This is a genomic window from Rhodococcus sp. FH8, from assembly GCF_019266085.1.
In the GTDB taxonomy this organism is placed as follows: Bacteria; Actinomycetota; Actinomycetes; order Mycobacteriales; family Mycobacteriaceae; genus Rhodococcus_F; species Rhodococcus_F qingshengii.
Genome location: NZ_LPNQ01000080.1, coordinates 459,505 through 484,974, shown reverse-complemented (window position 1 = coordinate 484,974; position 25,470 = coordinate 459,505). Strand labels below are relative to the sequence as shown.

Genomic DNA, 25,470 nt, shown 5'->3' with positions numbered 1-25,470 from the left:
GATGACCGATACACATACGATGACGGAAACACAGAACGCCGAAACACAGAACGCCAGCGAACTCGAGGAATCAAAGATGCAAGAACAGCTTCAAGAACTCGTCGATCAGTGGAGGGTCGAGGCAAACATCCCCGGCGTCTCGGTCGGCATCGTTCACGGCGACAAGGACATCGTCGTCACCAGTGGCATCGAGAGCGTCGAAACCCAACTCCCGGTCACCGACAAGACGATGTTCATGATCGGCTCCACCACAAAGGTGTTCGCCGCAACAGCCGCGATGGCACTCGTCGAGGACGGCCTACTCGATCTCGACACCCCTTTGGTCGAGTACGTCCCCGAACTGACCTTCGCCGACGAAACAGCCACGCGCACAGTCACGATGCGTCACCTCCTCACCCACACCGGCGGATTCACCGGCGACGCGGGCCTCTCGGCAGGCTGGGGCGAAGACGCCCTGGGACGCTCGGTTTCACGGCTGAACGAACTGCGACAAGAATTTCCCGTCGGAGAAGTCTTCTCCTACAGCAACTCCGGATTCGTTCTCGCCGGACATGTCGTGGCCAAGATCAGCGGACTGACCTTCGAAGAGCTGGTCAAGCAGCGCGTGCTCGACCCCCTCGAAATGAAGAACTCGGCCTTCCTGCCCTGGGACGTGATGACCCACCGGTTCGCACTCGGTCACTACATCCGCGACGGTGTGCCGTTCGTGTCCAACGAAACCGGACTGGACCGCGGCATGATCCCTTGCGGCGGAATGTGGTCCTCGGTGCGAGACCAACTCGTCTGGGCACGTTACGCACTGTCTGGCGAACACCCCGGCGAAGGACAGCCACTCGACGAGTCCACCCGGTTGTTGATGCAGAAGCCGCAGCGTCCCGCCGCGATGATGTTCGAAGAAGTCGGCCTGGGATGGCTGTTGACTCGATACGGAACCACACAGGTAGTCCGGCACGGCGGAAACGTGAGCAACCTCCAGGTCTCCGAGTTCATGACAGTGCCCGAGAAGAACTTCGCCGTCACCGTGCTGACCAACGCCCTCGGCGGCGGAATCGGCAAGAAGATCGTCGACTGGTGCATGGCCAACCTCACTGAACTACCCACGCCGGCATCCCTGGACGTGGTCGAGCCCGAACCCGCTGCCGTCGACGCAGTCCTGGGCAAGTATCAGGCCGGCTCACTGACGATGACCGTCGCCCCCGGTGACGAGGGAATCGGCATCCGGATGGGCAGCGCGCAGGATCTCGGTGAATACGAGGACATCGTCTGGCCGCCGGCAATCCCGATCGCCTTCCTCAACGACCGTGACTTCGCTGCTCGCGCCGACACCACCCGGGCGTTGGGCCGCTTCGTCACCGACGACACCGGTCGCGCCGTGATGCTCGAATTCGGCGGCCGCACCGCCAAGCGAGTGGCCTGATCCTCTAGACGGGTGACGCGGTCCGATTACGGGACCGCGTCACCCGTCTTCGTAAATGCACAGCCGAGAAGGTACAGACTGGACGCCATGAACTTCATCGGCGAGTCGATTCTGCACCCCTCCCGGTGGAGCGTGCGTGCCCGTTCGACCGTGGCTTCGACACTCGTGATCGCCTTCTGCCTGGTGATCGCCGGGCTTGCACTGGTTTTCGTGCTGGCAAACTCCCTGCATCTGTCCGCGCTGAACAGCTCCGACGCTCGCGCCACGCAATTGGTCCAGCAGCTCAACGGAAAGAATCCGGCCGATCTCGACCCTTCGCTTCTGTCCACAGACAGTCAGATCGGAATCGTGCAGATCGTCGACGCCGATCACCGAATAGTCGCCCAATCACCGGGAACCGACAGCGACCTCCTGTCCGAACGTTTTCTCGGCCCTGACGAGTCGGACGCTCTCGGAAGGGTCAAGAAGTCCGACGACGAGGACTACTGGCTGATCGGGCGAGGCGCTCAGACGCCGACCGGACCAGTCACCGTCTTCGTCGGCGCCGACCGCGAACCGGTTGAAACCGTGGTGACGACCGTTGCCGTTCTGCTGGCCATAGTCGGACCTCTGGTCCTGGGGCTGGCAGCGTTTGCCACCTACCGCCTTGTCGGTTCGGCCCTCGCTCCCGTCGAACGCATCCGCGCTCGGGTAGCGTCGATTTCGAGTGGGCGTCAAGGTGAACGAGTGCCTGTCCCGTCAGGGAACGACGAGATAGCCCGACTGGCAACAACAATGAACGACATGCTGGCGCGCCTCGACGAAGGTGCGCTGGCCCAGCAACGATTTGTCAGCGATGCCTCACACGAGTTACGCAGTCCGCTTTCGACGATCACGACGGCCCTCGAACTGGCACACCGACGCCCGGATCTCCTCGACGACGCGTTGATCGAAGACGCACTACTTCCCGAGGCGCGCCGAATGCGGCAGTTGATCGAAGACCTGTTGATTCTCGCGCGCTCTGACGAAAGCGAACTCGAAAAGTTCGGCGTCGTCGTCGACGTCGACCTCGATGACATCTTGTTCGCCGAGCAGAAAAGGATCGACGGTATCTCCGCAGTTACGGTCGCCGCTGCCGTGGCTCCGGTTCGGGTCTCCGGAGACCCGAGAGCATTGACGCGGATGGTGCGAAACCTCGTGGACAATGCAGTGCGGCATGCGGAGACCCTCGTGTATCTGGAGTGCTCCGAAGCCGGAAACGAAGCCCACATCGTGATCGAGGACGACGGGCCCGGAATCCCTGAAGCAGAACGCGAACGAATCTTCGGACGCTTCGTCCGCCTGGACCAGCCGCGGTCGAGGCAGGGAGGCGGGTCCGGACTTGGACTCGCCATCGCGTCGGAAATAGTTGCGGCGCACCACGGAACCATTTCCGTCAGCGAGAGGGCGGGCGGTGGAAGTCGATTCGAGGTGACGATTCCGGTACCGAACGACTGAAGATCAGGCAGTGCCGACAAAGCGGTACCCGACGCCTCGGACCGTTTCGATGCTCTGAGTTCCGAACGGGAGGTCGAGCTTCTTACGAAGGTAACCGATATACACCTCGACGATGTTCTCGTCACCTTCGTAGTTGGTGTCCCAGACAGAGCGAACGATCTCGGTCTTCGTGACCACCACACCATTGTTGCGCATCAAGAATTCGAGAACGCTGTACTCCCTTGGCGTCAGGGTCAATTCGATTCCCGCTCTGCTCACCTGATGTTTGGCCGGGTCGAGGGACAGGTCTCCAACGGAGAGTATCGCCGGACGTTGTGGAGCGCCGCGACGCACCAGTGCGCGCAGCCGAGCGAGAAGCACGACAAACGAGAATGGCTTGACCAGGTAGTCGTCGGCGCCGAGATCGAATGCATCAGCCAGGTCGTATTCGCCGTCCTTTGCCGAGAGCATGAGGATCGGCGTCCAGATCTCCCGGGCGCGTAGATCCCGCACGATGTCGTACCCGTGTTTGCCCGGCAACATGATGTCGAGAACGATCACGTCGAATTCGTCACTGCACGCAGTCGCGAATCCGTCGTCACCGTTGAGTTCGACGGCGGTCACGAATCCCTCGGCCACCAATCCCCGCCGGATCGTCTCGGCCAGGCGCACTTCGTCTTCGACCACCAGTACTCGCACCACCGGCCCCGTTTCGTCGCCACGCAGTTGTTCGGATGCACCCAGTAGAGCAGACGGTAGACCCAGAGCCGAGTTCCGTTCAGCGTTTCTTCAGCTTCGGCTCGTCACACTGCATTCATGCCTGCAACTGTGTCGACCGTGCGAAACGTGGTCACCGAAGTCCTGACCGAGAGCACCACCGCAGAGATCGCGGTTGCCGCAATCGTGGTGGCCGCAGCTCTGTTCGCGTTCGGTTCGATCTACCGAGCTTCCGGCGTTCGGTCTACAGCCCTTCGCACGTGCGGACTCGTGCTTGCACTGGTGACGCTGTCGATCCAGGTGTATGGAAGCGGGTGGTTGACGAGCTTCGACGGGCCGGTGACCGACTGGATGGTCGATCATCGGAGCGGCGCCCTGAACCAGATCGCGGTCGCCGTCACAGATCTCGGTAGCCCGGTCGCCACCGCGCTACTCGGGATCACCTGCGGAGTGCTCATCTCATGGCGAGCGCGTTCGGTCGTTCCGGGCTTGATCGTGATCGGAACCGTTGGCGGGGCGGCGGTCGCCAGCACGGTAATCAAAGCGCTCGTCGGTCGCGAACGTCCGCCGACCAACATCCAGGTTCTTCTCGAGACCGGCCACTCGTTCCCCTCCGGTCACGTGACGGGCACAGCAGCGCTGTTCGGCATTGCCGTTCTCGTTGTGAGCGTCGACCGAACACCGGCCGTCAAACGCCTTCTGATGCTCCTCGCCGTGACGGTCACCGTCGTCGTCGCGCTGACTCGCCTCTACTTGGGTGCGCACTGGCTCACCGACGTCATCGCCGGAGCTATTCTCGCGACGCTTGCAGTCACGGTGGGTGGAGCCCTCTTCCGATTCGTCGGCACTCACAACCAAGCTGAATCGACTACTGCTGCAATGCGCTCTGCAGAACCTTCAGCACTTCACGAGCCGCAGTCGGCCCGGTATTGAGGTAAAAGACGTCATCGTCAACAGCGACGGCGTGGTTGGCGACCACACCACGTAACTGCGCCCACAACGGCGCGTTCGTCAATGTCGCCGGGTCCCCGCCCTGCACGCCGTAGAAGATCCAGTCGGCGTCCGCCACGTTCAACTCTTCTTCACTGATGTCTCGGGAAGTGTCGTCGAACTGCTGCGACTGCGGACGGGTCAAGCCGGCATCCTCGGCGATACTGCCGGTGAACGAAGGAATACCGAAGATGCGCAGACGATTTCCGTTCTGGCGCGTGAACGACACCGTCGGCGGCGACGAGAGGGAAGCACCGAGGGCCGCGGCATCGGTATTGAAGGTATCCAGCAGTACCGTCGCCTGCTGCGTCTTACCTACCCCGTCGGCAACCAGCAGGAAGTCCTGCTTCCAGTAGACGCCGGTTCCCTGTGTTGCCACCGTGGGTGCGATGGCAGAAAGCTGGTCGTACAGCGAATCAGCGTCCTTTCCTGCAACATTCATCAAGATCAGGTCAGGATCGAGCGTGACGATCGCTTCGAAATTCGGTGTGAAGCGTCCACCTGCGTCAACGACATCACTTAGCTGAGTACGGAATTCGGGGTATGCAGACAACAAGTACGGAGGCACCAGGTCCGCACCGTCACCACGCGTCGAACCTGCGGGCACGACACCGAGCGACAGGAGAGCATCTGCTTGCCCGGTCGAGATGACGACAACCTTTTCGGGCTGCGATTCGATCGTGGTGTCCCCTTTGAAGTGTGAGACGGTACGAGGGAACTCGCCGTCCGACTTTCCGCTCCCCATTCCAACCGGGACTTCTCGCGGAGCGACAAACGCAGAGTCCGCCGGAGCCGACGCACTGATCTCGGCATCTGTGGGCGAGGCGTCCTCGCTCGAGCAGCCACTGAGAGCTGCCACCAATGTCAGTGCGCCGATCAGCATTACACTGCGTGACTTCTTTCGAAAATTCATGATCGTGTCCCGTACGTCGTGAAGCATGACAGCTTCATCTTCCGTCATGGTTAGGTGACCCTACCCTTTGAAGAACTGTAAACTATATCTGTGTCAGATACAGTTCCAGGGCGTGGATCACACGAGGTCGATCGCTACTCCGATCGCGTGCCCACCGCGGAAGAAGCATCGAGATCACTCATCGCTGCGGCGTTCGAATTGCGTCGAGCGCTGCGGGAATACATGGATACGTCGGGTACCGACGCGACTCTGCCAGAGGCACAATCCGAAGTACTTCACGATGTCGCACACCATCCGGGCACTCGCATCGGGGCCGTGGCCGATCGCCTCTCCAGACGCCCGAACACCGTCAGCACGCTGGTGCGCATCCTCTCCGACAAAGACCTGATCGAGCGGCGACCCGATCCCACGGACGGCCGAGTGAGCACACTTTTCGTGAAGGACGAGCGAAGCGCGCGACGAGACCGTCGATCCGAACTACGCATCGGCGTTCTCGCCGAAGAATTGGCGGCCCTCGACGAGGGCGACCTCGACACATTGACCACTGCCGTCGGTATCCTCGACCGAGTCAATCGATCATTGCGAGATCACGCACCGCGATGACACTCCGGGACATACAGAAGCGGTGCGGTGCAGCACCTGCCGCACCGCACCGCACCTGCTGACGAGTTACCGCCCTAGTTCATGTCGTTCGCAATGATGTTCTCGATATTCCGTTCGGCCAGAGCGGTGATGGTGACGAACGGATTGACTCCCACATTGCCCGGTACGAGGGATCCGTCCATGACGTACAGACCCGGGTACTCCGGCAGACGACCGTAGCCGTCGGTCGCCTTGCCGAGCACACAACCGCCGAGGGGGTGGTACGTCAACTGATCGCCCCACGTCTGCGTCGGGCCGAAGAGGTCGGTCCGGTAGATCGTGCCTTCCTTCTTGTTGATCTTGTCGAAGAGCTTCTTCGCCATGTCGATCGACGGCTGGTTCTGCGAGCGCTGCCAGTTCAATCCGACCTTGCCTGTTGCCGAGTTGAATTGGAACTGAGCACGTTGCGGATTCTTGGCAATCGCCAAGTACAGGCTGACCCACAGTTCGGTACCGGCCGGGAAGGGTGCGATTTCCGCAAAGACGGGAGCGGATGTGTCGGCCCAGTTGTCGATACCCATCACGGGGATCGCCGACTGCTTCGCACCGGTGGCGTCCCACATGTGATTGGCGCGGCCCACCATCACGTTGCCGTTGTGACCCCATTCCTGTCCAACTGCACCCGGCAAATTCGCCAGCTGCCCTTGCGCTTTCATCGCGACCAGGAGCTTGCTGGTCCCGATACTGCCGGCCGCGAAGAAGACCTTGTCCGCCGTCACTGTCTTGGTGCCGACGGTATTGCCCTGCTCGTTGATCTGGTTCATCACCACTTGATAGCCACCGCCGGTCGCGGCCGGGGAAACCGAGGTCACGACGTGCAGAGCTGAAATGGTGAGCTTGCCGGTGGCGGATGCCGCAGCGAGGTACGTCTTGTCCAGAGATTTCTTTCCGGCATTGTTGCCGTAGATGACCTCACTGACCAGAGCGGACTTGGTGACCTGGCCGGCAGCTTCTTGCTTCATGTAGTTGAAGTCGTAGACATTCGGCACGAACGTTGTTGTGTAACCGGATCTCTCAGCGGTCTTTCGCCCCGTCCGCGCGAACTTGTAGTACTCGGTCGATTCGAACCAGGCCGGGTCGATGTTGTTGACTCCGAGCGCAGCGTTCGCGCGCGGGAAATACGTCGAGTACATCTCGTTGGAATCGACACCGGGCAGGATCTCTTCGAAATAGTTACGCTTGGGTGTGACGGCCATACCGCCGTTGACCAGCGACCCACCGCCGACCCCTCGGCCCTGGTAGACCTTGATCCCGCCGAAGTCCTCGGCGTCGAGAACACCGACGTAGCGGCTGATGTTCTTGTCCACCGAGCCGCCGGAGAAGTGTGAAACCGGTTGAACTGTACGGTCTCTGAGCCAGAAGGACCGACCGTCGGGCGAGAGCATCGGGCAGAAGATCTTGCCGTCGGACCCTGGTGTGGTCCACGACTTCCCCATCTCGACCATGTGCGTGTCGATACCGGCCTGTGTCAGGCGAAGTGCCGCAACGGCACCGCCGTATCCACTGCCGATCACGAGCGCGGGGACACGGTCTCCGTCGTTCAATGCTCGTCTGGGCGCAGCGGCCGCCGTGGTCCACGAGGACGAGAGTGCGGCGGCCCCCACAGCTAATCCTGTTGCTGCCAAGAAGTTTCTACGCGAGAGCGTGGAATTGGTACGTGCGTGCCGTTCGTTGGATCCAGCGCGAATGCTCAAGTGTGCCCTTCTCTTTCCGTGACCCCCGCGCTGAGATATACCGGGAGAAACCGAACGAGAAGTCCATACTCGTGGGTAACTTCGAGGAACCGTTGATTTTCCATGAAAAGGGCCGATGAACAGAAAGTTCACCGGCCCTCCGAAAGAACGAGTCAGGGAATTGAGATGCGACCTTCGACGGCGCCGAGCCCGATGTCCTTGCGGAAATGACCGCCGGGAAGCTTGACGTCGGCGATCTTTGCGTAGGCGTCGTCGCGAGCTTCGGTCAGATCCTTGCCCACTCCGACAACACTCAGCACACGCCCGCCGGCCGAGACGACGGCACCGTCTTCACGCTTCTTGGTACCGGCGTGCAGGACTCCGTCGGCGTCGGCTCCGGTGATCACGTCGCCGGTGCGTGGGGTTGACGGGTAGTTCTCCGCGGCAATCACGACCGTGACAGCGGAACCGTCGCGCCACTGCAACGGACCGACCGAATCGAGTGTTCCGGTCGAGGCTGCATTGAGTAGACCGCCCAGCGGCGTTTCGAGGAGAGCAAGCACGGCCTGAGTTTCGGGGTCACCGAACCGGCAGTTGAATTCGACGACGGCCGGGCCGTCGACACCGATCGCCAGACCGGCGTAGAGAAGGCCGGAGAAACTGCTACCGCGCGCGACCAACTCGGCAGCGACAGGCTTGACGACGTCGTCGACAATCTGCGTGACCATCTCGTCGGGCAGCCACGGCAATGGGGTGTACGCGCCCATGCCGCCGGTGTTGGGTCCGGAGTCTCCGTCGCCGACTCGCTTGTGGTCCTGAGCCGGGAGCAGCGGGATCACGGTTTCGCCGTCGACGAGGCAGAAGAGCGAAACTTCCGGACCGTCGAGGAAGGACTCGAGGAGAACCGGGTGTCCGGTCTCGAGCAGTTCTGCGGCATGATCGCGCGCGGCGAGACGATCCGTCGTGACGACTACGCCCTTACCCGCGGCCAGTCCGTCGTCCTTGACCACCCAGTTGGGACCGAAGCGGTCGAGTGCTTCGTCGAGCTTGGCCGGATTGTCGACGATCTCGCTGTGAGCGGTCTTGACGCCGGCGACAGCCATCACGTCCTTGGCGAAAGCCTTCGATCCCTCGATGCGGGCGGCGTCGGCCGAAGGCCCGAAGCAGGCGATACCTGCTGCGCGCACCGCGTCTGCGACACCGAGGACCAGCGGAACCTCGGGTCCGATGACGACGAGGTCGGCTTCGACCTTCTGGGCCAGCGCGGTAACCGCGTCACCCGAAGCGACGTCGATGGGGTGCTGCTCGGCGATTTTTGCGATCCCGGCATTGCCAGGCGCGCAGATCAGGGCCGTGACACCTGGATCGCGAGCAAGAGAGAGAAGGAGGGCATGTTCACGGGCTCCGGAGCCGATTACTAGTACGCGCACGGTGAACAGACTACGGCCTGCGATAACAGGGCTCTCGGAGTGCCACTGGCGGGGCCAAGGTCCCAGCGTTCGGCCTTTGTGCGAAATATCCGTTTCGAGATGAGATCATATGAATACCTGAATAGGTGAACAGATGTTTTCGTACACCTGTCCACCAAGGAAAGGACACCCGTGAAACTCCACAAACCAGGCGTTCTGACGCTCACCGCAACCGCCGCAATCGGCGCACTTCTGATCACGTCGTGCAGTAGCCCGACTGGCACCGACTCCTCGGGCAACAACGACGGCCTGGTCTTGGCCGACGGCTACGAGCTGGGCGGCTACAACCCGGTCGCAGGCTTCGGCGCTGCCGGTGAGGCCAAGATGTACGACGGCCTCGTCCGACTCACCGGAGGTACCGGCATGCCGGGATTCGAGCCGTCTCTGGCCGCGGAGATGCCCACTGCCAACGCCGACGCGACAGTCTGGACGGTCAAACTCCGCAACGGGGTCACCTTCTCCGACGGATCGACCTTCGACGCCGACGACGTGGTTGCCACGTACAAGGCGATCCTCGATCCGGCTTCCGCCTCCGAAGCGCGGTCGTCGTACGACATGATCAGCGACGTCGCGGCCGTCGACGACAGCACAGTCGAGTTTCGTCTCGCCTACTCGTATGCGCCCCTGCTGACGAAGATGCTGATCGGCATGGTCCCGTCGGAATCCCTCGCGACACCCGGACTTGCCGCCGAATCGCCGTTGAACACCGCGCCTGTCGGTACGGGTCCGTACACACTCGTCGATCTCTCACCGGATCGAGCGGTCTTCGAGGCGAACGAGAACTACTGGGACGGTGCACCGGAGATCAAGAAGCTCACTCTCCTCTACGTTCCGGACGACAACACCCGCGCCCAACGTATGGTGTCGGGCGAGATCGACGGAACCAATCTCCCTCCACTGCTTGCCAATACGTTCTCAGGCAAAGACAACATGTCGGTGACTGCCCATCAGTCAGCGGACTGGCGCGGTCTCTCACTTCCGACGAACAATCCCGTGGCAGGCGACAAAGCCGTACGGATGGCGCTCAACCTCGCCGCCGATCGCCAGTCGATGATCGACAACGTCCTGGGCGGACACGGCCGCGTCGCCGCCACTCCGATCCCCGAGGTCTACGGCGATTCGTACAACCCGAAAGCAACCTTCGCCTACGACCCGGCCGAGGCCGAGCGAATTCTCACCGAAGCGGGCTGGATCGAAGGTGCCGACGGAATCCGTTCGAAAGACGGTCAGCGGGCGCAGTTCACGATCATGTACAACTCCGTCGACACCGTTCGACGTGATCTCGCTCAGGCATTTGCCTCCGATGCTCTCGCTGTCGGCATCGAGGTGGATCTCGAAGCGCTCTCCTGGGACCGCATAGACCCTCGAATCAACCAGGATTCGACGCTTCTCGGTGGTGGAGACGAACCTTTCGATCCAGACACGCAGGCGTACGACGCGCTGAACTCGAAGTACATAGCGCCCGGGGTCGGCAGCATCTACGACAACGCCAGCGACTACTCCAATCCAGCAGTCGACGCAGGCTTGGAAGTAGGACGCCGCAGCCTGGATCAGGCAACGCGTGACGCCGCGTATCGCGACGTGCAGCAGGCGTACGTCGAGGATCCCGGATTTGTCATCCTCGTATTCCTCGACCATACGTACGTTTCGAAGGATTCCGACTGGCAGATGTCCGGACCTGTACTCGAGCCACACTCACACGGTGTGACCTGGGGCCCGTGGTGGTCACTGCAGACGTGGGCCAGAGGGCAATGACAGCGGTCGACGTTCGGGTAGACGCGCGGCAATCGCTCGACCACCGTGGCAACTCCCGCCGAAAGGCCATCCTCACGATGGTCGGTCGGCGGGCGTTGTTCATCGTGCCGGTGATCGCCGTGGTGTCCGCGGGACTCTTTGCCGCCGCCGCGATCTCACCGTTCGATCCACTTGTCGGCTACCTGGGCACGCGATATATGACGACCAGCGACGCGGACAAAGCGTTGATCGCCGATCAGATGGGTTTCGACAACCCCTGGTACAGCACGTACTGGAATTGGCTCCAGGGCGTGTTCACCGGTGATCTCGGGATCTCCAGATCGTTCAATCAGCCTGTTTCCCAAGTTATCTCCGAGCGTCTGCCATGGACCCTGCTGCTGGTCGGTATCTCACTCCTCATCGCGATTCTCGCCTCGCTGACACTCGGTGTTCTCGCCGGAATCCGCAGTGGAGGATTCTTGGACAAGACCGTGTCCGGGCTGAGCGTCGTGGTCCAAGGACTTCCGCCGTTTGTCTTGTCGCTGGGTGCCATCGCGCTCTTCGCGTTGACTCTCGGCTGGCTCCCGGTCGCCGGGTTGACCGACGGGGGTGCCGATCCCACACCGGGACAGGTGATCCGGCACTTGGTGCTACCGGTGACGGTCCTCTCCATCTCGCAGATGCCGTGGCTCCTACTCGCGGTCCGAGAATCCGTCGTGGGTTCGAAAAGTGAGGGATTTGTCGCGGGCGCCGTAGCACGCGGAATCCCGACGCCGACCATCACGAAACGCCACATACTGCCGACCTCACTGGCGCCTTTCGTGAACATCGTCGGCGTGCGACTGCCCGAGCTGATAGTCGGGGCAGTGCTGGTGGAAGAGGTCTTCAGTTGGCCAGGGATCGCCGGCGCCATCGTCTCGTCAGCCCGTGACCTCGACATGGCACTGCTCGCGTTCCTCACCGTCGGTACGACATTGACGGTCATGCTCGGCTCACTGATTGCCGACGTCCTCGTTGCAGTACTCGACCCGAGAGTGAGTACCGATGGCTGAACGACGCTTCAAGATCGCCGTCGGCGTGCTGATCCTCGTGGCGCTGTACGCGGCGTTGGTCCCATGGTTGGCCGACGTCGACGACCGAGTCACAGACTTCTCGGCAGCTCGCCTGGCTCCGTCGTTCGATCACCCGTTCGGAACTGACTCGGCGGGCCGAGATCTATTCGTGCGCATAGCTGCAGGCATCAGAACCTCACTTCTGATCGCACTCGCCTGCGCGCTGCTCGCCACGGTGATCGGCGTCGCCGTCGGCACTACGGCCGGACTGGTCGGTGGCTGGGTGGACAGGTTCGTCATGCGCGGCACCGATGCCGTCAACGCACTCCCCCACCTGTTGCTCGGCATCGTCATCGTCGCGATGTTCCGTGGAAGCATTGCCGCCATCGTGCTTTCGATCGCACTGACCCACTGGACCCAAGTGGCCCGGATCATCCGCTCCGAGATCTTGAGTCTGCGCGAGCGTCCCTACATCGACGCCGCCATTCTCGCGGGAGCCAGTCGACGTCACGTGATCATGCGCCACCTCGTGCCGGCGACGGCGCCGCAGGCTTTGATCGCAGTCGTTCTCCTGCTGCCCCACGCCGTCTGGCACGAATCGACGTTGTCCTTCCTGGGATTCGGCCTTCCCCCGCACAAGCCCAGTCTCGGGACGCTTCTCGAAGAGGCACGCAGTTCTCTGCTCCTCGGCGGTTGGTGGACGCTGGTATTCCCCGCCGCAGTTCTCGTGATCGCCACCGTCGCAGTTGCCGTCGCCGGTTCGGCCCTGCGGTCGATGCTCACGCCCCCTCGACCTTCGGAGTTGCGACTGTGAACCACGGCCTGCGCATCGAATCTCTCACCGTCAGGATCCCTCTACTCGGAGGATCGGTAGTTCACGCTGCGAGCGACATCGACCTCGACGTTCAAGCTGGCACGGTGACCGCACTTGTCGGGGAATCGGGGTGTGGCAAGTCGATCATCGCCACCTCGGTCATGAACATGTTGCCGCCGAATGCTTCTCGAACCGGAACGGTCACCGTCGGAACACCGGACCTCGAGATCGACGTCTTCTCCGGCGCCGCGTTCCGTGGGCGGCACGTGGCTCTCGTTCCACAATCCGCCGCAACACATCTCACCCCCGTCCGCACTGCGCGATCGCAGCTACAGGAGACGATCGACGCACTCGGCAGCGATCACACTTGCGATGCCTTGGCACTTCGCGTCGGACTCGAACCGTCGGCCCTGGACTGCTACCCGCACGAACTGTCGGGCGGCATGGCGCAACGCGTGGCCATTGCCGGTGCGCTGGCCGGGAATCCGTCGGTGATCGTCGCAGACGAACCCACCGCCAACCTCGACCGCGAACTCACCGACCACGTCATGGGATTACTTCGAGAGTGCGCGGACGCCGGAGCGGCGGTCCTGCTCATCACCCATGACCTGGCATCCCTCACCCGCAGCGGTGTCGCTGATCGACTTGCCGTCATGTACGCATCACGCATCATGGAGACCGGCCCGGCCGCGCTGGTGTTCAAAGATCCGCTTCACGATTACACCCGAGACCTTCTCGGCGCCTTACCTTCCAGAGGTTTGACTCCCATGCCGGGATCGCCACCGCAACTCACCGATCTCCCCGAGGAGTGCGTCTATCACCTACGACGCCCGGAGTCGAAACAATCCGGTGGCCCGACCGAACTCGTCACATTGGGTGACCGCACGTACCGAACGCTGCGGAAGGTGGGCTGACATGAGTTTGCAAGCTCTGGGAATTACCAGCGGTTACCACCGGAACCGACCGGTGCTCGAGAACGTCTCGCTCGAAATTCCGCCGAGAAGGCTGATCGGCCTGAGCGGGACTTCGGGCACCGGAAAAACAACACTTGCAAGGATTCTCGCCACGTTGGACGCACCGTGGTCAGGCGAGGTGCGGATCGACGGATCACCCGTTGTGGGTACCAAATTCTCGGTACCCGCGGCACTACGCGGGACGGTGTCCATGCTGTTTCAGTCACCTCGCGCATCAACCGACCCTCGGCAGACGCTCGCCTCGATCATCGGTCAACCCAGCGATATTGCCAGTAGGTCAATCGATGTGGTTGCACTGGCAGCAGAAGTGGGCCTCACTCCCGATCTCTTGTCCCGTAGACCCCACCAGGTGAGCGACGGCCAACTACAGCGCGCCTGCCTGGCGAGATCGCTGGCGCAACAACCGAAATACCTCATCTGCGACGAGGCGACTGCGATGCTCGACGCCGCCACGACGGCCGCGCTCATTCGATTGATCGAGAGTCGCGCCTCCGAAACCGGCGTCGGCGTATTACTCATCAGCCATGATCGCGAATTACTCGACGCCTGCTGCGACGTGGTCCACGACCTCGACAGTATCAGCGCTTAGCCCCTGCAAAATCAACTCTTGACTCGAACACGTGTTCGAGTATGATTTGGGCAGGGGATCGGGGGATTCAATGAGCGTCTTGTTGTCGGATGTGGTGTCGGGTTCTGCGGTGGGGTTACGCGGACGCCTGTGGCAGTTGACTGCTGCCGAGTTGCGTGCTGCTGCTGTCGAAGCGAGTGCGGAGATTCTTCGTCTCGAGGCTGTGCGTGTGGCGGTGGTGGACGAGTTGTCGTTGCGCCCGGATGATCAGGTGATTGCCAGTCGCGGGGTGGGTGCGTGGTTGGCGGCTAACACGATGCTGCAGGTTCGGGACGGGAAGAAGATCGCCGCGTTGGGTGCGGCGTTGCGGCCGTTTCCGGCGGTGGCTGCTCGGTTCGATGGCGGGGATTGCTCGTTCGATCATGCTGTGTTGATCGTGGCGTTCTGTGAGTCACCGCCGAAGGGGATGCCGGAGGAGGCGCTACCGAAGTGCATCGATTTGTTGTTGGCGGCTGCGTCGGGTGTGGAGGCGACGACGACGAAAGTGCGGAACGTGATCGCGACCTTGGAGCGGTTGTTCGAATCGGATGAGATCCCGCCCGCCGAGGATGTCGATCTCAACGAGTTGCGGATCGCGTCGACGTTGAACGGTCGGGTGGTGGTGCGTGGTGATTTCGATGCCCTGACCGGTGAAATGCTGCTGTCGGCGTTGTCGAATCTGACGATGCCCACCCCGGCACCGGATGGAACCCCGGATGCTCGGTCGGCGGCCAAGCGGACGGCCGACGGGTTCACCGAACTGATCCGCCGGTACCTCGACTGCGCCAAAACCGGCACCGACGGTGGTCAGCGCCCGCACGTGAACGTGCACATCAACGCCCGTGATCTCGCTGAGCATCGGGACTGCGCCGCAGCACCCTCCACTGCTGATGACGGAATGGCTGTGTCGGATCTTGATGTCGGGCACATGCCCTGGCTCGGACCGCTGTCGGTGTCGCAGACCAGGCTTCTCGGGTGTGATTGTTTCCTCTCCACCGTTCTGCTCGACGATCACGGCGCGCCGCTCGATGCGAAACCAGGGAAGAGGTTGGTCACCGCCGAACAACGGACTGCGTTGATTGCCCGAGACAGAGGCTGTGCGTTCCCGGGTTGCACATGTGTACCGGCGTGGACTGATGCGCACCATATCCGGCACTGGGCCAACGGCGGCCCGACGGTGATGAACAACCTGGTCCTGCTGTGCCGTTCACACCACCGGTTGATGCACCGCAAAGCCGGGTTCGTCGGGAAGTGGGCGATTCAGATCGGTGTCGACAACAAACCGTGGTTCATCCCGCCACCCTCGATCGACCCGCAGCAGCACCCGCGGCCGGCGAACACCACCTTCAAAACCTGAGGACGAACCTCAGGCATACAACTTCACGCCAGGTCCGCATCGGAGGAAGCACCTCCGATGCGGACCTGGCGTGCGTTCCTGTTGGTCAACCTGCAACCGTCAAGTCGTAGAGGGTCACCCCGTCCACCGTTGTGGCGGTGAAGTTTTCGGTCACCCACGTCGAGATGGCGGTAGCGGTGCCTTCGGCGTTCATACCGCCACCCATCCCACCGCCGGCGATGAAGAAGTGAATCTTGCCCTCTGCCACGTACTGCTGGAACTGCGCGAGCGTCGGCGACGGATCGCTCCCGTTGAACCCTCCGATAGCCATGACCGGTGACTGCGTCGCAAGCTGATAACCCGAGGCGCTGTTGGACCCGATTGCCGCGGCTACCCACGTGAACTGGTCGGAGTTCTCTTCGAGAGTGGACACAACAGCGGCTCCCGGCGTGCTGCCCTGCAGTAGACCACCGGCACCGCCTCCCATTGCGCCTCGCGTTCCGTCGGTGGTCGGCGTGGTACCACCCGGAACTGTTGCACCACCGGGCATCTGACCCATTCCTACAGGGGGCGTGCCCGGCATTCCGGTCCCAGCCCCGTCAGTCCGACGGTTACCGCCATCAGCCGTGCCACCGAATCCACCGAAGCCTCCGCGGCCACCGCCGGGCCCGCCCATTCCACCTTCGACGCTCGGTCCGGCCGAAACTATGGAACCGGTATGCGGAGTATTGATCGTGTCGATCGCGTATGCAGTCGGACCCGCCAGACCGGTGAAGATCGCTGCGAGAATCACTGCCACAGCCAATCGACCTCGCGTCACTGCCGGAATCAGCACTGCCACGGCACTGACGATGCCGACCACCAGAATGGTCCAGCGAAGCCACGGTACGAACGTAGGCGAGCGTCCGAGCAGTACCCACGCCATCGCGACGGTTGCGGCCAAGGACACCGCCAGAATGATGCGAACCCAGAGGACGTCACGATGACGCCACGCCACTACCGATCCTGAACCGATCAGCGCGGCGATCGCCGGCGCCAGCGCAACGGTGTAGTAGGCGTGGAAGATTCCCGCCATGAAACTGAAGGTCAGTCCGGTCACCAACAGCCAGAGCCCCCAGACGATGAATGACGCACGCTGTGTGTCAGCGCGGGGTGCCTTGCCTCGCAGCACGATTCCAGCCACCAGAAGTATCAGTGCAGCAGGAATCAACCAGGCGATCTGTCCGCCCTGGGCCGATTCGAACAGTCGGGTAATGCCGGTACTCCCCCACATACCACCGCCGGCCCCACCACCTGGTGCCATACCTCCCCCGGCCATACCACCTGCGGCCTCGCCCATGCCGGGGAAACCGCCCGCAGCAGCGCCGGCCGCAGCATCACCAGCACCGCGCATTCCGCCGCCGCCGACGCTTCCGGTCTCGTTGCCGCTCAAGCGCCCGAGCCCGTTGTAGCCGAGCGTCAGTTCGAGAATCGAATTGTTCTGTGAACCACCGATCCACGGACGCGAGTCGGCCGGCCACAGTTCGACGATTGCCAACCACCATCCGGCGGAGACGATCAGTCCGCCCAGTGCCGCGAACAGTTGGAGTACGCGCTTACCCAGTTTCGGCGGTCCGGCGATCAGATAGGTGAGCGCCAGCGGTGGAACCACCAACATGACCTGTAATTGCTTTGTCAGGAAACCGAATCCGCAGAAGATACCGACCAACACGAGCCAGCGGGTGCGGCCGTCCTGCACGGCGCGCATCATCGCCCACACTGCTGCGATCATCAGGAGCACCAGCAGAGCATCCGGGTTGTTGAACCGGAACATCAGCGCCGCTACGGGTGTGAGCGCAAGTACCAGGCCTGCGAGGAGGCCGGCGGCCGCACCGAAATACCGTCGAACCGTTCCCCACAACAGTGCAACCGATCCGACCCCGAGGAGTGCCTGCGGCACCAACATCGCCCAGGAATTGAGTCCGAAGATGCGAACCGACAGCGACATCAACCACAGGGACATGGGCGGCTTGTCGACGGTGATCGAGTTTGCAGCGTCCGAGGAGCCGAAGAAGAAAGCCTTCCACGACACCGAACCTGCCTGTACCGCAGCGGCATAGAACGAGTTGGCCCATCCGGACGCGCCCAGGCCCCAGATGTAGGCGACTCCGGTGCCCACCAACAACACTCCCAGTGCCCACGGTTCCCAGCGCACCTGACGTTGCGGTTCCGGCGCTGGCAGCGGCGCGGCGAGTGTCTCTGCAGTGGCGGTCATCGATTGGCTCCTACGGATTGTGCGGTGCGAAACACCCAGCGCAGTGCGATGAATCGACTGACTGTGGCAACAAGATTGGCGATGACGAGTACGGCAAGCTCCACGTGCTTGGAAGCGTCGGGCGCCATGACGTCGAGCACGAACAACGATCCGCTGGTGAGCAGTAGACCGAACCCGAACACGAGCAGGCCCTGCATCTGGTGACGAGCGGATCCTTCCGACCCTCGGATCCCGAAGGTGAAGGCCCGGTTGGCGGCGGTGTTGAATACCGCGGTCACCAGCAATGCGACGGCGTTGGCCCACTGCGCACCCATGATCGAGTGCAGAGCGAGGTAGAGCAGCGCGTACGCGAGCGTCGAAATGACTCCCACCACGGCAAAGCGTGAGAGCTGCCCGACCATTCCTCGTGGAACTCCGGGAACCAACGGTTCACGTCCGAAACTTGCCCTGAGCTCGGCCAATGGAAGGGAACCGGTAGACAGTGCTCGCCCGACACGGACCACACCTTTGAGGTCGGCAACTGCCGTGGCAATGATGTCCACCCGACTGTCCGGGTCGTCCACCCAGTCGACAGGGACCTCGTGAATCCGCATGCCCGCTCGCTCGGCCAGCACCAGCAATTCGGTATCGAAGAACCACCCGGTGTCCTCCACCAGCGGAAGTAGTTGCCGTGCAACATCGACGCGCATGGCTTTGAATCCGCACTGGGCGTCGGAGAAGCGAGCATGCAGTGCGCTTCGGAGGATGAGGTTGTAGCTACGTGAGATGAACTCACGCTTGGGGCCGCGCACCACGCGGGACGATCGTGCCAGCCGGGAACCGATGGCGATGTCCGAGTGTCCGGAGAGCAACGGAGCAATCAACGGCATCAGGGCGTTGAGGTCGGTCGAGAGGTCGACGTCCATGTACGCGACCACGTCGGCATCGGAGTCGCTCCATACCTGCCGCAGTGCTCGACCACGGCCCTTCGCATCCAGGTGGACGACCCGGACGTCGTCGAATTCTTCGGCGAGGGAACGTGCCAGTGCCAACGTGCCGTCGACACTGGCGTTGTCCGCGATGGTAATTCGTGCAGAGAATGGCACCTGCGTGCGTAAATGCCGGCGCAGGCGCCGCACGCACGTCTCGAGGCCTGCCTCTTCGTTGTATACCGGGACGACCACGTCCAGCACTACAGTCGTCGCGGAGACCTCCTCTGCGTCCGTGCTGCCCGCGGTCTGCATGGCTTCTGTCGTCATGCGTCCTAGATTTGTCGGGCCGGCTCCGACGAACCTGCGTCCAGCCTGGGAGTTTCCTGGCAACCGGACGCGGGCTAATCTCGGGGTATGCCTTCAGTCTTCAGTGCCATCATCAACGGGGATCTACCAGGACGTTTCGTGTGGGAGGACGAGGACGTCGTCGCGTTCTTGACCATCGCGCCGGTAACGCAGGGCCACGTGCTTGTGGTTCCGCGAGCCGAGGTCGATCAGTGGCAGGACGTGGATCCTGAACTCTTTGCCAAGGTCACCGCTGTTGCCCGCAACCTCGGCCAAGCCGTGCGGAAGGCGTTCGACGCGCCTCGGTCGGGTCTCCTCATCGCAGGTCTGGAAGTTCCGCATCTTCACGTTCATGTTTTCCCCGCATACGACATGGGGAACTTCGACATCAGTGGCGCCGACACCTCGCCGTCACCCGAATCTCTCGACGAGGCACAGACCAAACTCAAGTCGGCGCTACGCGACCTCGGCTTCGAGGCAACTGTCTCGACTCGTTGATCGCATACCTTCGACCGAATTTCGCTGGCCGATAACTGGACTCCCCGCCGCAGCCTCCAACGGAGGTTGCGGCGGTCGCATTTGTCGCTCCTACCGACCGTGACCTGCGATTGCACACCGAACAGTCCGTTTCGCGCTGTCGCGCGAGCACGAGATTCGCTGCTACCGTGGGTCGCTGGTCCGGGACCTAGGGCCCTAAAACTGGTTCACGTGTTAACAGTCGGAGGACAAGGGAGCAATGCAGGAACGTGCCAAGATCAGTCGCCGACAGATTCTTCAAGGTGCTGCTGATCGGTTCGAAGTCACGGGGTACGGCAGCACGAGCATGAATGACATCGTGTCCGCGGCGCAGATGACCAAGGGCGCGGTCTATTTTCACTTCTCGTCCAAAGACGAACTGGCTCAGGCGGTGATCGAAGAACAGCACCAGATCTCGATCAGTGCCTTCACCGCAGTTGCAGCCACAGGCGCACCGGCACTGGAACAGCTCGTCATGGTGTGCCACGAGATGGGCCGCCAACTCGTCGCAGAGCCTATTGTTCGTGCGGGAATCCGACTTACCCTCGAGTTGGCCTCTGCCGACGGTTCGCAAGGCCCGTACGTCGCGTGGATCCGCGAGCTTCGAAAATTGGCCGAGGCCGCGAAGCTCGAAGGCGACATCCGCGACGATGTGGAGCCGGAATCGGTGGGTCGCGTGGTGATCTCGGCATTCACCGGCGTTCAACTGGTTTCGAACGTTCTCACCAGACGAAGCGATTTGAACGACCGTATCGACGAATTGTTCACCCTCCTGTTGGCAGGCGTGGTCTCCGACAAGCGACGCAGCGCCGTCGCCGAACTGGTCGGATGTCGCCTCGAAACTTATGCGTCCTGATCCGGAGAACACCCCGACGCCCGGATGATTCGGCGCATCAGCACCGAACCGTGCGCCAACCTTCGTCGATTCGTACAAGACCCCCCGTCGTCGACTCACTATCGTCAGATCCACGAATAACCCAGATACATGGATACCGACGAAAGGGCTTCTCGAATGACCGAAACCGCCACGTACGTTGAGAGCGCACAGCAGGAGATCGCTGCTGTACTCGCCGAAGCGAAGACCGATGCCTACGTCCACGCACGCGACATCGATTCCGGCGAAGAGTTCGGTTACGGCGCGGACGAAGGTGTCATCCTCGCCTCCGTTTTCAAGATTCCTGTTGTGCTTCAGTACGCCCGTGAAGTAGCGGCAGGCACCCTTGATCCGACCGAGCACGCCACGGTGACCTCCGAGTTCCGCTCCGGCGGCATCGGTATCGGCGGCTGCGCCGACGACGTGACTGCAAGCTGGCGAGACCTCGCTCTGCTCATGATGAGCTTCAGCGACAACGCCGCCACGGATTTCTTGTACGAACGTCTCGGACTCGACAACATCGTCGCAACGCTGCGCGGGCTCGGTTTGGAGAAGACCAACTTGGTCCGTGACTGCCGAGGCCTCTTCAAGACGGTCTACGACGACCTCGGCGTCGACAAGGGCACCTTGCTGGAAATGCCCCCCATCGAAATTCTTCGGACAATTTCCGTCATGGATCCCGCCCGCTCCAATTCCAGTACTCCTCGTGAGATCACAATGTTGCTGGCTGCAATCTGGAGGGACGAAGCCGGCCCCGCATCGGCTTGTGAAGAGGTCCGAACCATCATGAGCAAGCAGGTCTGGCCGCACCGCCTTTCGTCCGGTTTCCCCGACGAGGTCACTGTCGCCGCCAAGACCGGAACGCTGGGACTGGTACGAAACGAAGCCGGCGTCGTGGCGTACCCGGACGGCAAGCGTTACGCCGTCGGTGTCTTCACCAAGTCCCACGAGCTCACCCACCGCGCCCCGAAGATCGACGCCTCCATCGGAACCGTCGGCCGCATCGCTGTCGAAGCACTTCGCAACAACAGCTGATCCGAACCCACTGACAAAGAATGCGGGTCGCGCTGAGAAATCAGTGCGACCCGCATTTTTCGGCTTTCGAGCTAACGTGGACCGCGCAGACGAAGATGCACCATCAACCGGAAGCGGACGTTGGGGTCGTCGAGATCCAACGCGGCCATACCCTTCAACTTGCTGAGGCGATACCGAAAGGTGTTGGGGTGCACGTGCAATGACGCCGCGGCGTCACCGACATCACCGAACGCGTTGAGCCACGCATCGAGAGTGTCCACGAACGAGGTCGCATGAGCGGCGTCGTGGCTGGCGATCGCCTCGATCGGTCCGAGGTCCGAGAACCCTTCGGCTGCAGCTTCCGACGCGATCTCCAACAGGATGGCATCGACGTGGACGCTACTGAAGGTGGCGACGCTGCCCGACGCTCGTCCCGCCAACAACACTTCGAGGGCATGTTCGGCGTCGCGCTTCGATCGGCTCAGCTGCGCCGGTCTGGTCACGACCCGGCCGATCCCGATGATCGTGTCGCCGGACGCTCCGGTCCGGTCCAGGAAGTCCGAGGCCACACGGAACGCCTGCAACTCGGCCTCGGCCGGGGAATGCCCTCGTACAGACAGCACCGCGTAGCCGGTTCCGTTGACCAAGGCTGCCGCCGACTGCGAGTGGACGGCGCCGAGGTGCATGGCCAGAGCGTCGGTCAGTCGCACCACGTGGGCGGCATCGTCCGGCTTCGACGATCCCTCGAAAGACCTACGACCCAAAGCCATCACGAGTGCGGGGCCGGTCCCGAGGCCGAGGCGATTCATCGCGTCGACCGCACCTGACCCACCGTCGAGAAGGGTTGCGATCAGGTCTGCGCGCAGTCGGCGCTCGGCGTCGGCGCCGCCGCGCAACCGCAACATCTGCAGCGCGATCAACCCAGCTGAATCGCGCAGAGCACGCATCCGGTCGTCGGACATCGGCTCACCGGTTGCCACCCACATGGAGCCGAGGAACTCGTCGCCGGCTCTGATGGACACGGCGATACGACCCATTTTGGTACCGAGGGTCTCGGCCGAGACCCACACCGGATCGTCGCTGCGATAGAGCCGGTCGAAGACCCCGGCCTCTTCGAGCACTCGAATGTACTGGTCAGGAACTTGCCGCTCCAGAACGGTCGCGATACGTGGACCGTCTCCTTCTTCCTGGCGGCCGGAGAAGGCGATGACCCGTGAGCTGCGGTCCTCGATCGTGATCGGCGCATCGAGAAGTGCGCTGACAGCGTTGGCGAAGGCGAACAGATCGCCGGCCGGGCCGCCTCCGCGTGAGTGGATGTGCCCGACTTCGTTTCGGGCCGAGAGCACCGAATGAAGCAGGCTTGTCAGCTGAACCCACGAGACTCCTCGCGCCAAGGCCAACAGCACGACGCCCGAGGCGATGACGGATTCGCGGTCCGCATCGCTGACCTCGGTGGTCACTCGCGCGACCACCACGCGTACTCCGCGCTCGGCCAGGCCGGCCACGGACTCCGCGATACGTTCGCCTCCGGTGACGCCGACGAGCAGCACCATGGAGTCCGGTGTCGAGGGTGAGTCGTCGTCGGGGTCGTGAATGACCACCGAGGCGATCTCCTGGACCGCCTCCGGGTCGCCGACAACCGGATTCAGCACCGTAGTTCCCACGTCTTCGAGAAGCCGCACCAAACTGATGCGAGGTCGTACGGTGCCCACGTCTATCACTCCTTCGTCCGGTGAACGAAGTGTGTCATAGTGATTCGTCAAAGCCGATCCATGCCGATCCATTCGACCGACGTGGTAATTGCTTCGAGCAGGTCGGGGATCGGTTCGACGCCGATACCCGGTCCTTCCGGAACCTTCACGTAACCGTTGTCGAGTACGAACGGCTCGGTGATGTCTTCGGCGAAGTACCGGTCGGAAGCCGATGTATCGCCTGGTAGGGCAAATCCGGGGAGCGCGGCAAGCGCGACGTTGGCGGCCCTGCCGATTCCGGTCTCGAGCATTCCGCCGCACCACACGGCAATTCCGTTGGCCTTGCAGACATCGTGGATACGACGCGATTCCAGATAACCGCCCACACGTCCCGGTTTGATGTTCACCACGCTGCACGCACCGATTGCCAGCGCGTCGGCGGTGACCTTCGCGGAGGTGATCGACTCGTCGAGGCAGACCGGCGTCCGCATCATCTCGGCCAGCCTGGCGTGGCCACGCAGTTCCTCTTCGGGAAGCGGCTGCTCGATCAGCAGGAGGTCGAAGTCGTCGAGTCGCTGGAGATGACGGGCGTCAGCCAGGGTGTACGCGGTGTTCGCGTCGACCTGGAGGAGTACGTCGTCGCCGAACCTCTCGCGGACTGCGCGAACCGGCTCGATGTCCCAGCCCGGTTCGATCTTCAGTTTGATGCGCAGGTATCCGGCGTCGAGGAACCCGCCTACCTCCTCTAGCAGCTCATCGATCGAATTCTTGATACCCACCGAAACACCCGCGGGTACGCGATCGACTACTGCACCCAGGTACGAAGACATGCTCGTCCCGGCAGCCCGTAACTCGGCGTCGAGAAATGCGGTTTCCAGTGCCGCTTTGGCCATGGGGTGCCCGGCGAACTGTTCCATCGTCGCGCTCAGTGCGTGCACGTCGGGATCGGTGAGTTCACCCAGAGACGGAATCAGGAACTTACGAAGGACTTCGGCGGCGCCGTCCGTGTATTCGGAGCAGTAGCGAGGCTCGGACATCGCCACGCACTCGCCCCAGCCCACCGACTCCGAGGTGACCACCTTGACGAACAACACGTCCTTGGTGGTCTCGGTGCCGAACGAGGTACGGAACGGCGCTTTCAACGGCATTGCCGCCCGGCGTAATTCAACTCCGTCGATCTTCACGATGTAACCTCCGCTGTTGTCCTGCCTGCCTGTGTTCCCGGCGCACGGTCCAGCACGTACTTTCCGGTTCTGGTAACTGCGAGAACCACTCCGTTCTCGGCGAGCACACCACCGAGAGCCTCGCGGACTGCCAGGCGCCAGTCGTTCGCCGCCGCCGGGTCCGACTTACGCAGTGTGTACACGTCATTCGGTGTAGCCACCGTGACGAATCGATTCTTGGTCGACTTCAACACGGGCAGGCCGGCTTCGGAGACGGACAGCAGTTCGCTCGCCCCCAAGGACTCGGGAGTCGGGACTTCTCCCGAACCGGCGACGACGTCGGCAACCTTGCTGCTACCGATTTCCCAGTCGATCAGCAATCGGTCGCTGTCTGCGCCGCCGTTGAGACTGTCGTTCATCGGCGCGTAGAAACGCGGCAGATACTGGATCGGGAACGCACCGAGTTTCGAGACGTTGAAGTAGGCATTGCGTGCGACGAGCGGGTCGAAAGTCCACCGCACGTGGAGAATTCCCCGTTCCAGTGCCCACGCACGCTGGAACAGTTTCAACGCGAGGCCGATGTGCCCGTTCTGCACGTTCGGGAGGATCCCCGTGATGTGCGAATGCAACGAACGGTGTTGCGGTTCCTCGAAGAATGCAACCGAGCCGCCGATCAGATCCCCGCCACGAAACGCGCCGGCGACGTAGTTACCGGAGTGTGCGAGTGCTTTCATCATGTCCCGATGGACGGGAGGGTTACCGCTCTCCGGCTGCCATACCTTCTCGAACAGACCGAATACCTGTTCCAACTCGGCATGCCCGGTGACGGTTTCGATAGTCACACATGCAAGCAGGGCGGCCTGCTCGGCCTGGCTGATTGCTTGCCGCATCCGTGAAGGCGATACACCT

22 protein-coding genes are annotated in these 25,470 nt (G+C 62.3%); 13 read left to right on the top strand and 9 right to left on the bottom strand.

The genetic code is table 11. The annotated features are described in order from the left end of the window. Window position 1 precedes the first annotated feature (1 nt). Together ATN38_RS28915 and ATN38_RS28910 are read left to right on the top strand one after the other, a co-directional pair. Window positions 2–1,417, top strand: a complete 1,416-nt coding sequence (locus ATN38_RS28915) for a serine hydrolase (RefSeq protein WP_235171365.1) — start codon at window positions 2–4, stop codon at window positions 1,415–1,417. Window positions 1,418–1,504: 87 nt separating this feature from the next. Next, window positions 1,505–2,893, top strand: coding sequence for a cell wall metabolism sensor histidine kinase WalK (locus ATN38_RS28910; RefSeq protein WP_208689855.1), 1,389 nt, complete (start codon window positions 1,505–1,507; stop codon window positions 2,891–2,893). Window positions 2,894–2,896: 3 nt separating this feature from the next. Here ATN38_RS28910 and ATN38_RS28905 read toward each other — a convergent pair whose 3' ends face one another. After that, on the bottom strand, window positions 2,897–3,571 hold the full coding sequence (locus tag ATN38_RS28905) for a response regulator transcription factor (protein WP_037132434.1): 675 nt from the start codon (window positions 3,569–3,571) through the stop codon (window positions 2,897–2,899). 117 nt (window positions 3,572–3,688) lie between these two features. Here ATN38_RS28905 and ATN38_RS28900 point away from each other — a divergent pair, with 117 nt between their 5' ends. Next, window positions 3,689–4,522: a phosphatase PAP2 family protein gene (locus ATN38_RS28900; RefSeq protein ID WP_207624134.1), complete on the top strand. Its 834-nt coding sequence runs from the start codon at window positions 3,689–3,691 to the stop codon at window positions 4,520–4,522. Here the strand turns inward: ATN38_RS28900 and ATN38_RS28895 are convergent. After that, window positions 4,458–5,540: an ABC transporter substrate-binding protein gene (locus tag ATN38_RS28895; protein ID WP_231917208.1), complete on the bottom strand. Its 1,083-nt coding sequence runs from the start codon at window positions 5,538–5,540 to the stop codon at window positions 4,458–4,460. The two genes, ATN38_RS28900 and ATN38_RS28895, sit on opposite strands and share 65 nt — an antisense overlap. Before the next feature lie 42 nt (window positions 5,541–5,582). Here ATN38_RS28895 and ATN38_RS28890 point away from each other — a divergent pair, with 42 nt between their 5' ends. Beyond that, window positions 5,583–6,095 (top strand): MarR family winged helix-turn-helix transcriptional regulator, encoded by a 513-nt coding sequence (locus tag ATN38_RS28890; RefSeq protein ID WP_231917207.1) that lies wholly within the window; start codon window positions 5,583–5,585, stop codon window positions 6,093–6,095. Between the two features lie 74 nt (window positions 6,096–6,169). On the opposite strand, the gene ATN38_RS28885 is transcribed toward ATN38_RS28890, so the two are convergent. Both ATN38_RS28885 and purD read right to left on the bottom strand, forming a co-directional pair. Continuing rightward, window positions 6,170–7,738 carry a GMC oxidoreductase gene (locus ATN38_RS28885; protein WP_197487702.1) on the bottom strand — a complete coding sequence of 523 codons (1,569 nt, stop codon included), beginning with the start codon at window positions 7,736–7,738 and terminating at the stop codon, window positions 6,170–6,172. A 242-nt stretch (window positions 7,739–7,980) separates the two neighbouring features. Beyond that, window positions 7,981–9,237 (bottom strand): phosphoribosylamine--glycine ligase, encoded by a 1,257-nt coding sequence (purD, locus tag ATN38_RS28880; RefSeq protein ID WP_007734401.1) that lies wholly within the window; start codon window positions 9,235–9,237, stop codon window positions 7,981–7,983. Window positions 9,238–9,408: 171 nt separating this feature from the next. Here purD and ATN38_RS28875 point away from each other — a divergent pair, with 171 nt between their 5' ends. The 6 genes from ATN38_RS28875 (at window position 9,409) to ATN38_RS28850 (ending at window position 15,814) form a co-directional block, all read left to right on the top strand. Continuing rightward, window positions 9,409–11,031, top strand: a complete 1,623-nt coding sequence (locus tag ATN38_RS28875; protein ID WP_218749167.1) for an ABC transporter substrate-binding protein — start codon at window positions 9,409–9,411, stop codon at window positions 11,029–11,031. Then, a complete protein-coding gene (locus tag ATN38_RS28870; protein WP_007734398.1) occupies window positions 11,028–12,062 on the top strand; it encodes an ABC transporter permease in 1,035 nt (344 codons plus the stop codon). The genes ATN38_RS28875 and ATN38_RS28870 overlap by 4 nt, the downstream gene beginning before the upstream one ends. Continuing rightward, window positions 12,055–12,876, top strand: coding sequence for an ABC transporter permease (locus ATN38_RS28865; RefSeq protein ID WP_070162105.1), 822 nt, complete (start codon window positions 12,055–12,057; stop codon window positions 12,874–12,876). The genes ATN38_RS28870 and ATN38_RS28865 overlap by 8 nt, the downstream gene beginning before the upstream one ends. Then, the gene (locus ATN38_RS28860; RefSeq protein WP_054188025.1) at window positions 12,873–13,790 is read left to right on the top strand and encodes an ABC transporter ATP-binding protein; all 918 of its coding nucleotides are present in this window, start codon (window positions 12,873–12,875) and stop codon (window positions 13,788–13,790) included. The genes ATN38_RS28865 and ATN38_RS28860 overlap by 4 nt, the downstream gene beginning before the upstream one ends. Window position 13,791: 1 nt before the next feature. Continuing rightward, the gene (locus tag ATN38_RS28855; protein ID WP_218749165.1) at window positions 13,792–14,439 is read left to right on the top strand and encodes an ABC transporter ATP-binding protein; all 648 of its coding nucleotides are present in this window, start codon (window positions 13,792–13,794) and stop codon (window positions 14,437–14,439) included. 70 nt (window positions 14,440–14,509) lie between these two features. Next, a complete protein-coding gene (locus ATN38_RS28850; RefSeq protein ID WP_218679728.1) occupies window positions 14,510–15,814 on the top strand; it encodes an HNH endonuclease signature motif containing protein in 1,305 nt (434 codons plus the stop codon). 85 nt (window positions 15,815–15,899) lie between these two features. On the opposite strand, the gene ATN38_RS28845 is transcribed toward ATN38_RS28850, so the two are convergent. Continuing rightward, a complete protein-coding gene (locus ATN38_RS28845) occupies window positions 15,900–18,047 on the bottom strand; it encodes a glycosyltransferase family 39 protein (protein WP_218679729.1) in 2,148 nt (715 codons plus the stop codon). Next, on the bottom strand, window positions 18,044–19,285 hold the full coding sequence (locus ATN38_RS28840; RefSeq protein ID WP_007734387.1) for a glycosyltransferase: 1,242 nt from the start codon (window positions 19,283–19,285) through the stop codon (window positions 18,044–18,046). Before ATN38_RS28840 ends, ATN38_RS28845 begins: the two co-directional genes overlap by 4 nt. Before the next feature lie 87 nt (window positions 19,286–19,372). On the opposite strand from ATN38_RS28840, the gene ATN38_RS28835 reads away from it, so the two are divergent. The 3 genes from ATN38_RS28835 to ATN38_RS28825 all read left to right on the top strand — a co-directional run bounded on the left by ATN38_RS28835 (window position 19,373) and on the right by ATN38_RS28825 (window position 21,728). Continuing rightward, on the top strand, window positions 19,373–19,801 hold the full coding sequence (locus tag ATN38_RS28835; protein WP_042449536.1) for an HIT family protein: 429 nt from the start codon (window positions 19,373–19,375) through the stop codon (window positions 19,799–19,801). A gap of 238 nt (window positions 19,802–20,039) precedes the next feature. Beyond that, window positions 20,040–20,675 (top strand): ScbR family autoregulator-binding transcription factor, encoded by a 636-nt coding sequence (locus tag ATN38_RS28830; protein ID WP_007734383.1) that lies wholly within the window; start codon window positions 20,040–20,042, stop codon window positions 20,673–20,675. Window positions 20,676–20,831: 156 nt separating this feature from the next. Beyond that, on the top strand, window positions 20,832–21,728 hold the full coding sequence (locus ATN38_RS28825) for a serine hydrolase (RefSeq protein ID WP_054188096.1): 897 nt from the start codon (window positions 20,832–20,834) through the stop codon (window positions 21,726–21,728). 71 nt (window positions 21,729–21,799) lie between these two features. Here the strand turns inward: ATN38_RS28825 and ATN38_RS28820 are convergent, their stop codons facing one another. From ATN38_RS28820 to ATN38_RS28810, 3 genes are read right to left on the bottom strand one after another with little or no spacing between them, the layout of a single operon-like run. Further along, window positions 21,800–23,419: a CdaR family transcriptional regulator gene (locus ATN38_RS28820; RefSeq protein WP_003945928.1), complete on the bottom strand. Its 1,620-nt coding sequence runs from the start codon at window positions 23,417–23,419 to the stop codon at window positions 21,800–21,802. 47 nt (window positions 23,420–23,466) lie between these two features. Further along, window positions 23,467–24,582, bottom strand: a complete 1,116-nt coding sequence (gene menC / locus ATN38_RS28815; RefSeq protein ID WP_218679730.1) for an o-succinylbenzoate synthase — start codon at window positions 24,580–24,582, stop codon at window positions 23,467–23,469. Then, entirely contained in the window at window positions 24,579–25,451 is an 873-nt protein-coding gene (locus ATN38_RS28810) for a GNAT family N-acetyltransferase (protein ID WP_256932197.1), read from the bottom strand. The genes menC and ATN38_RS28810 overlap by 4 nt, the downstream gene beginning before the upstream one ends. Window positions 25,452–25,470 lie beyond the last annotated feature (19 nt).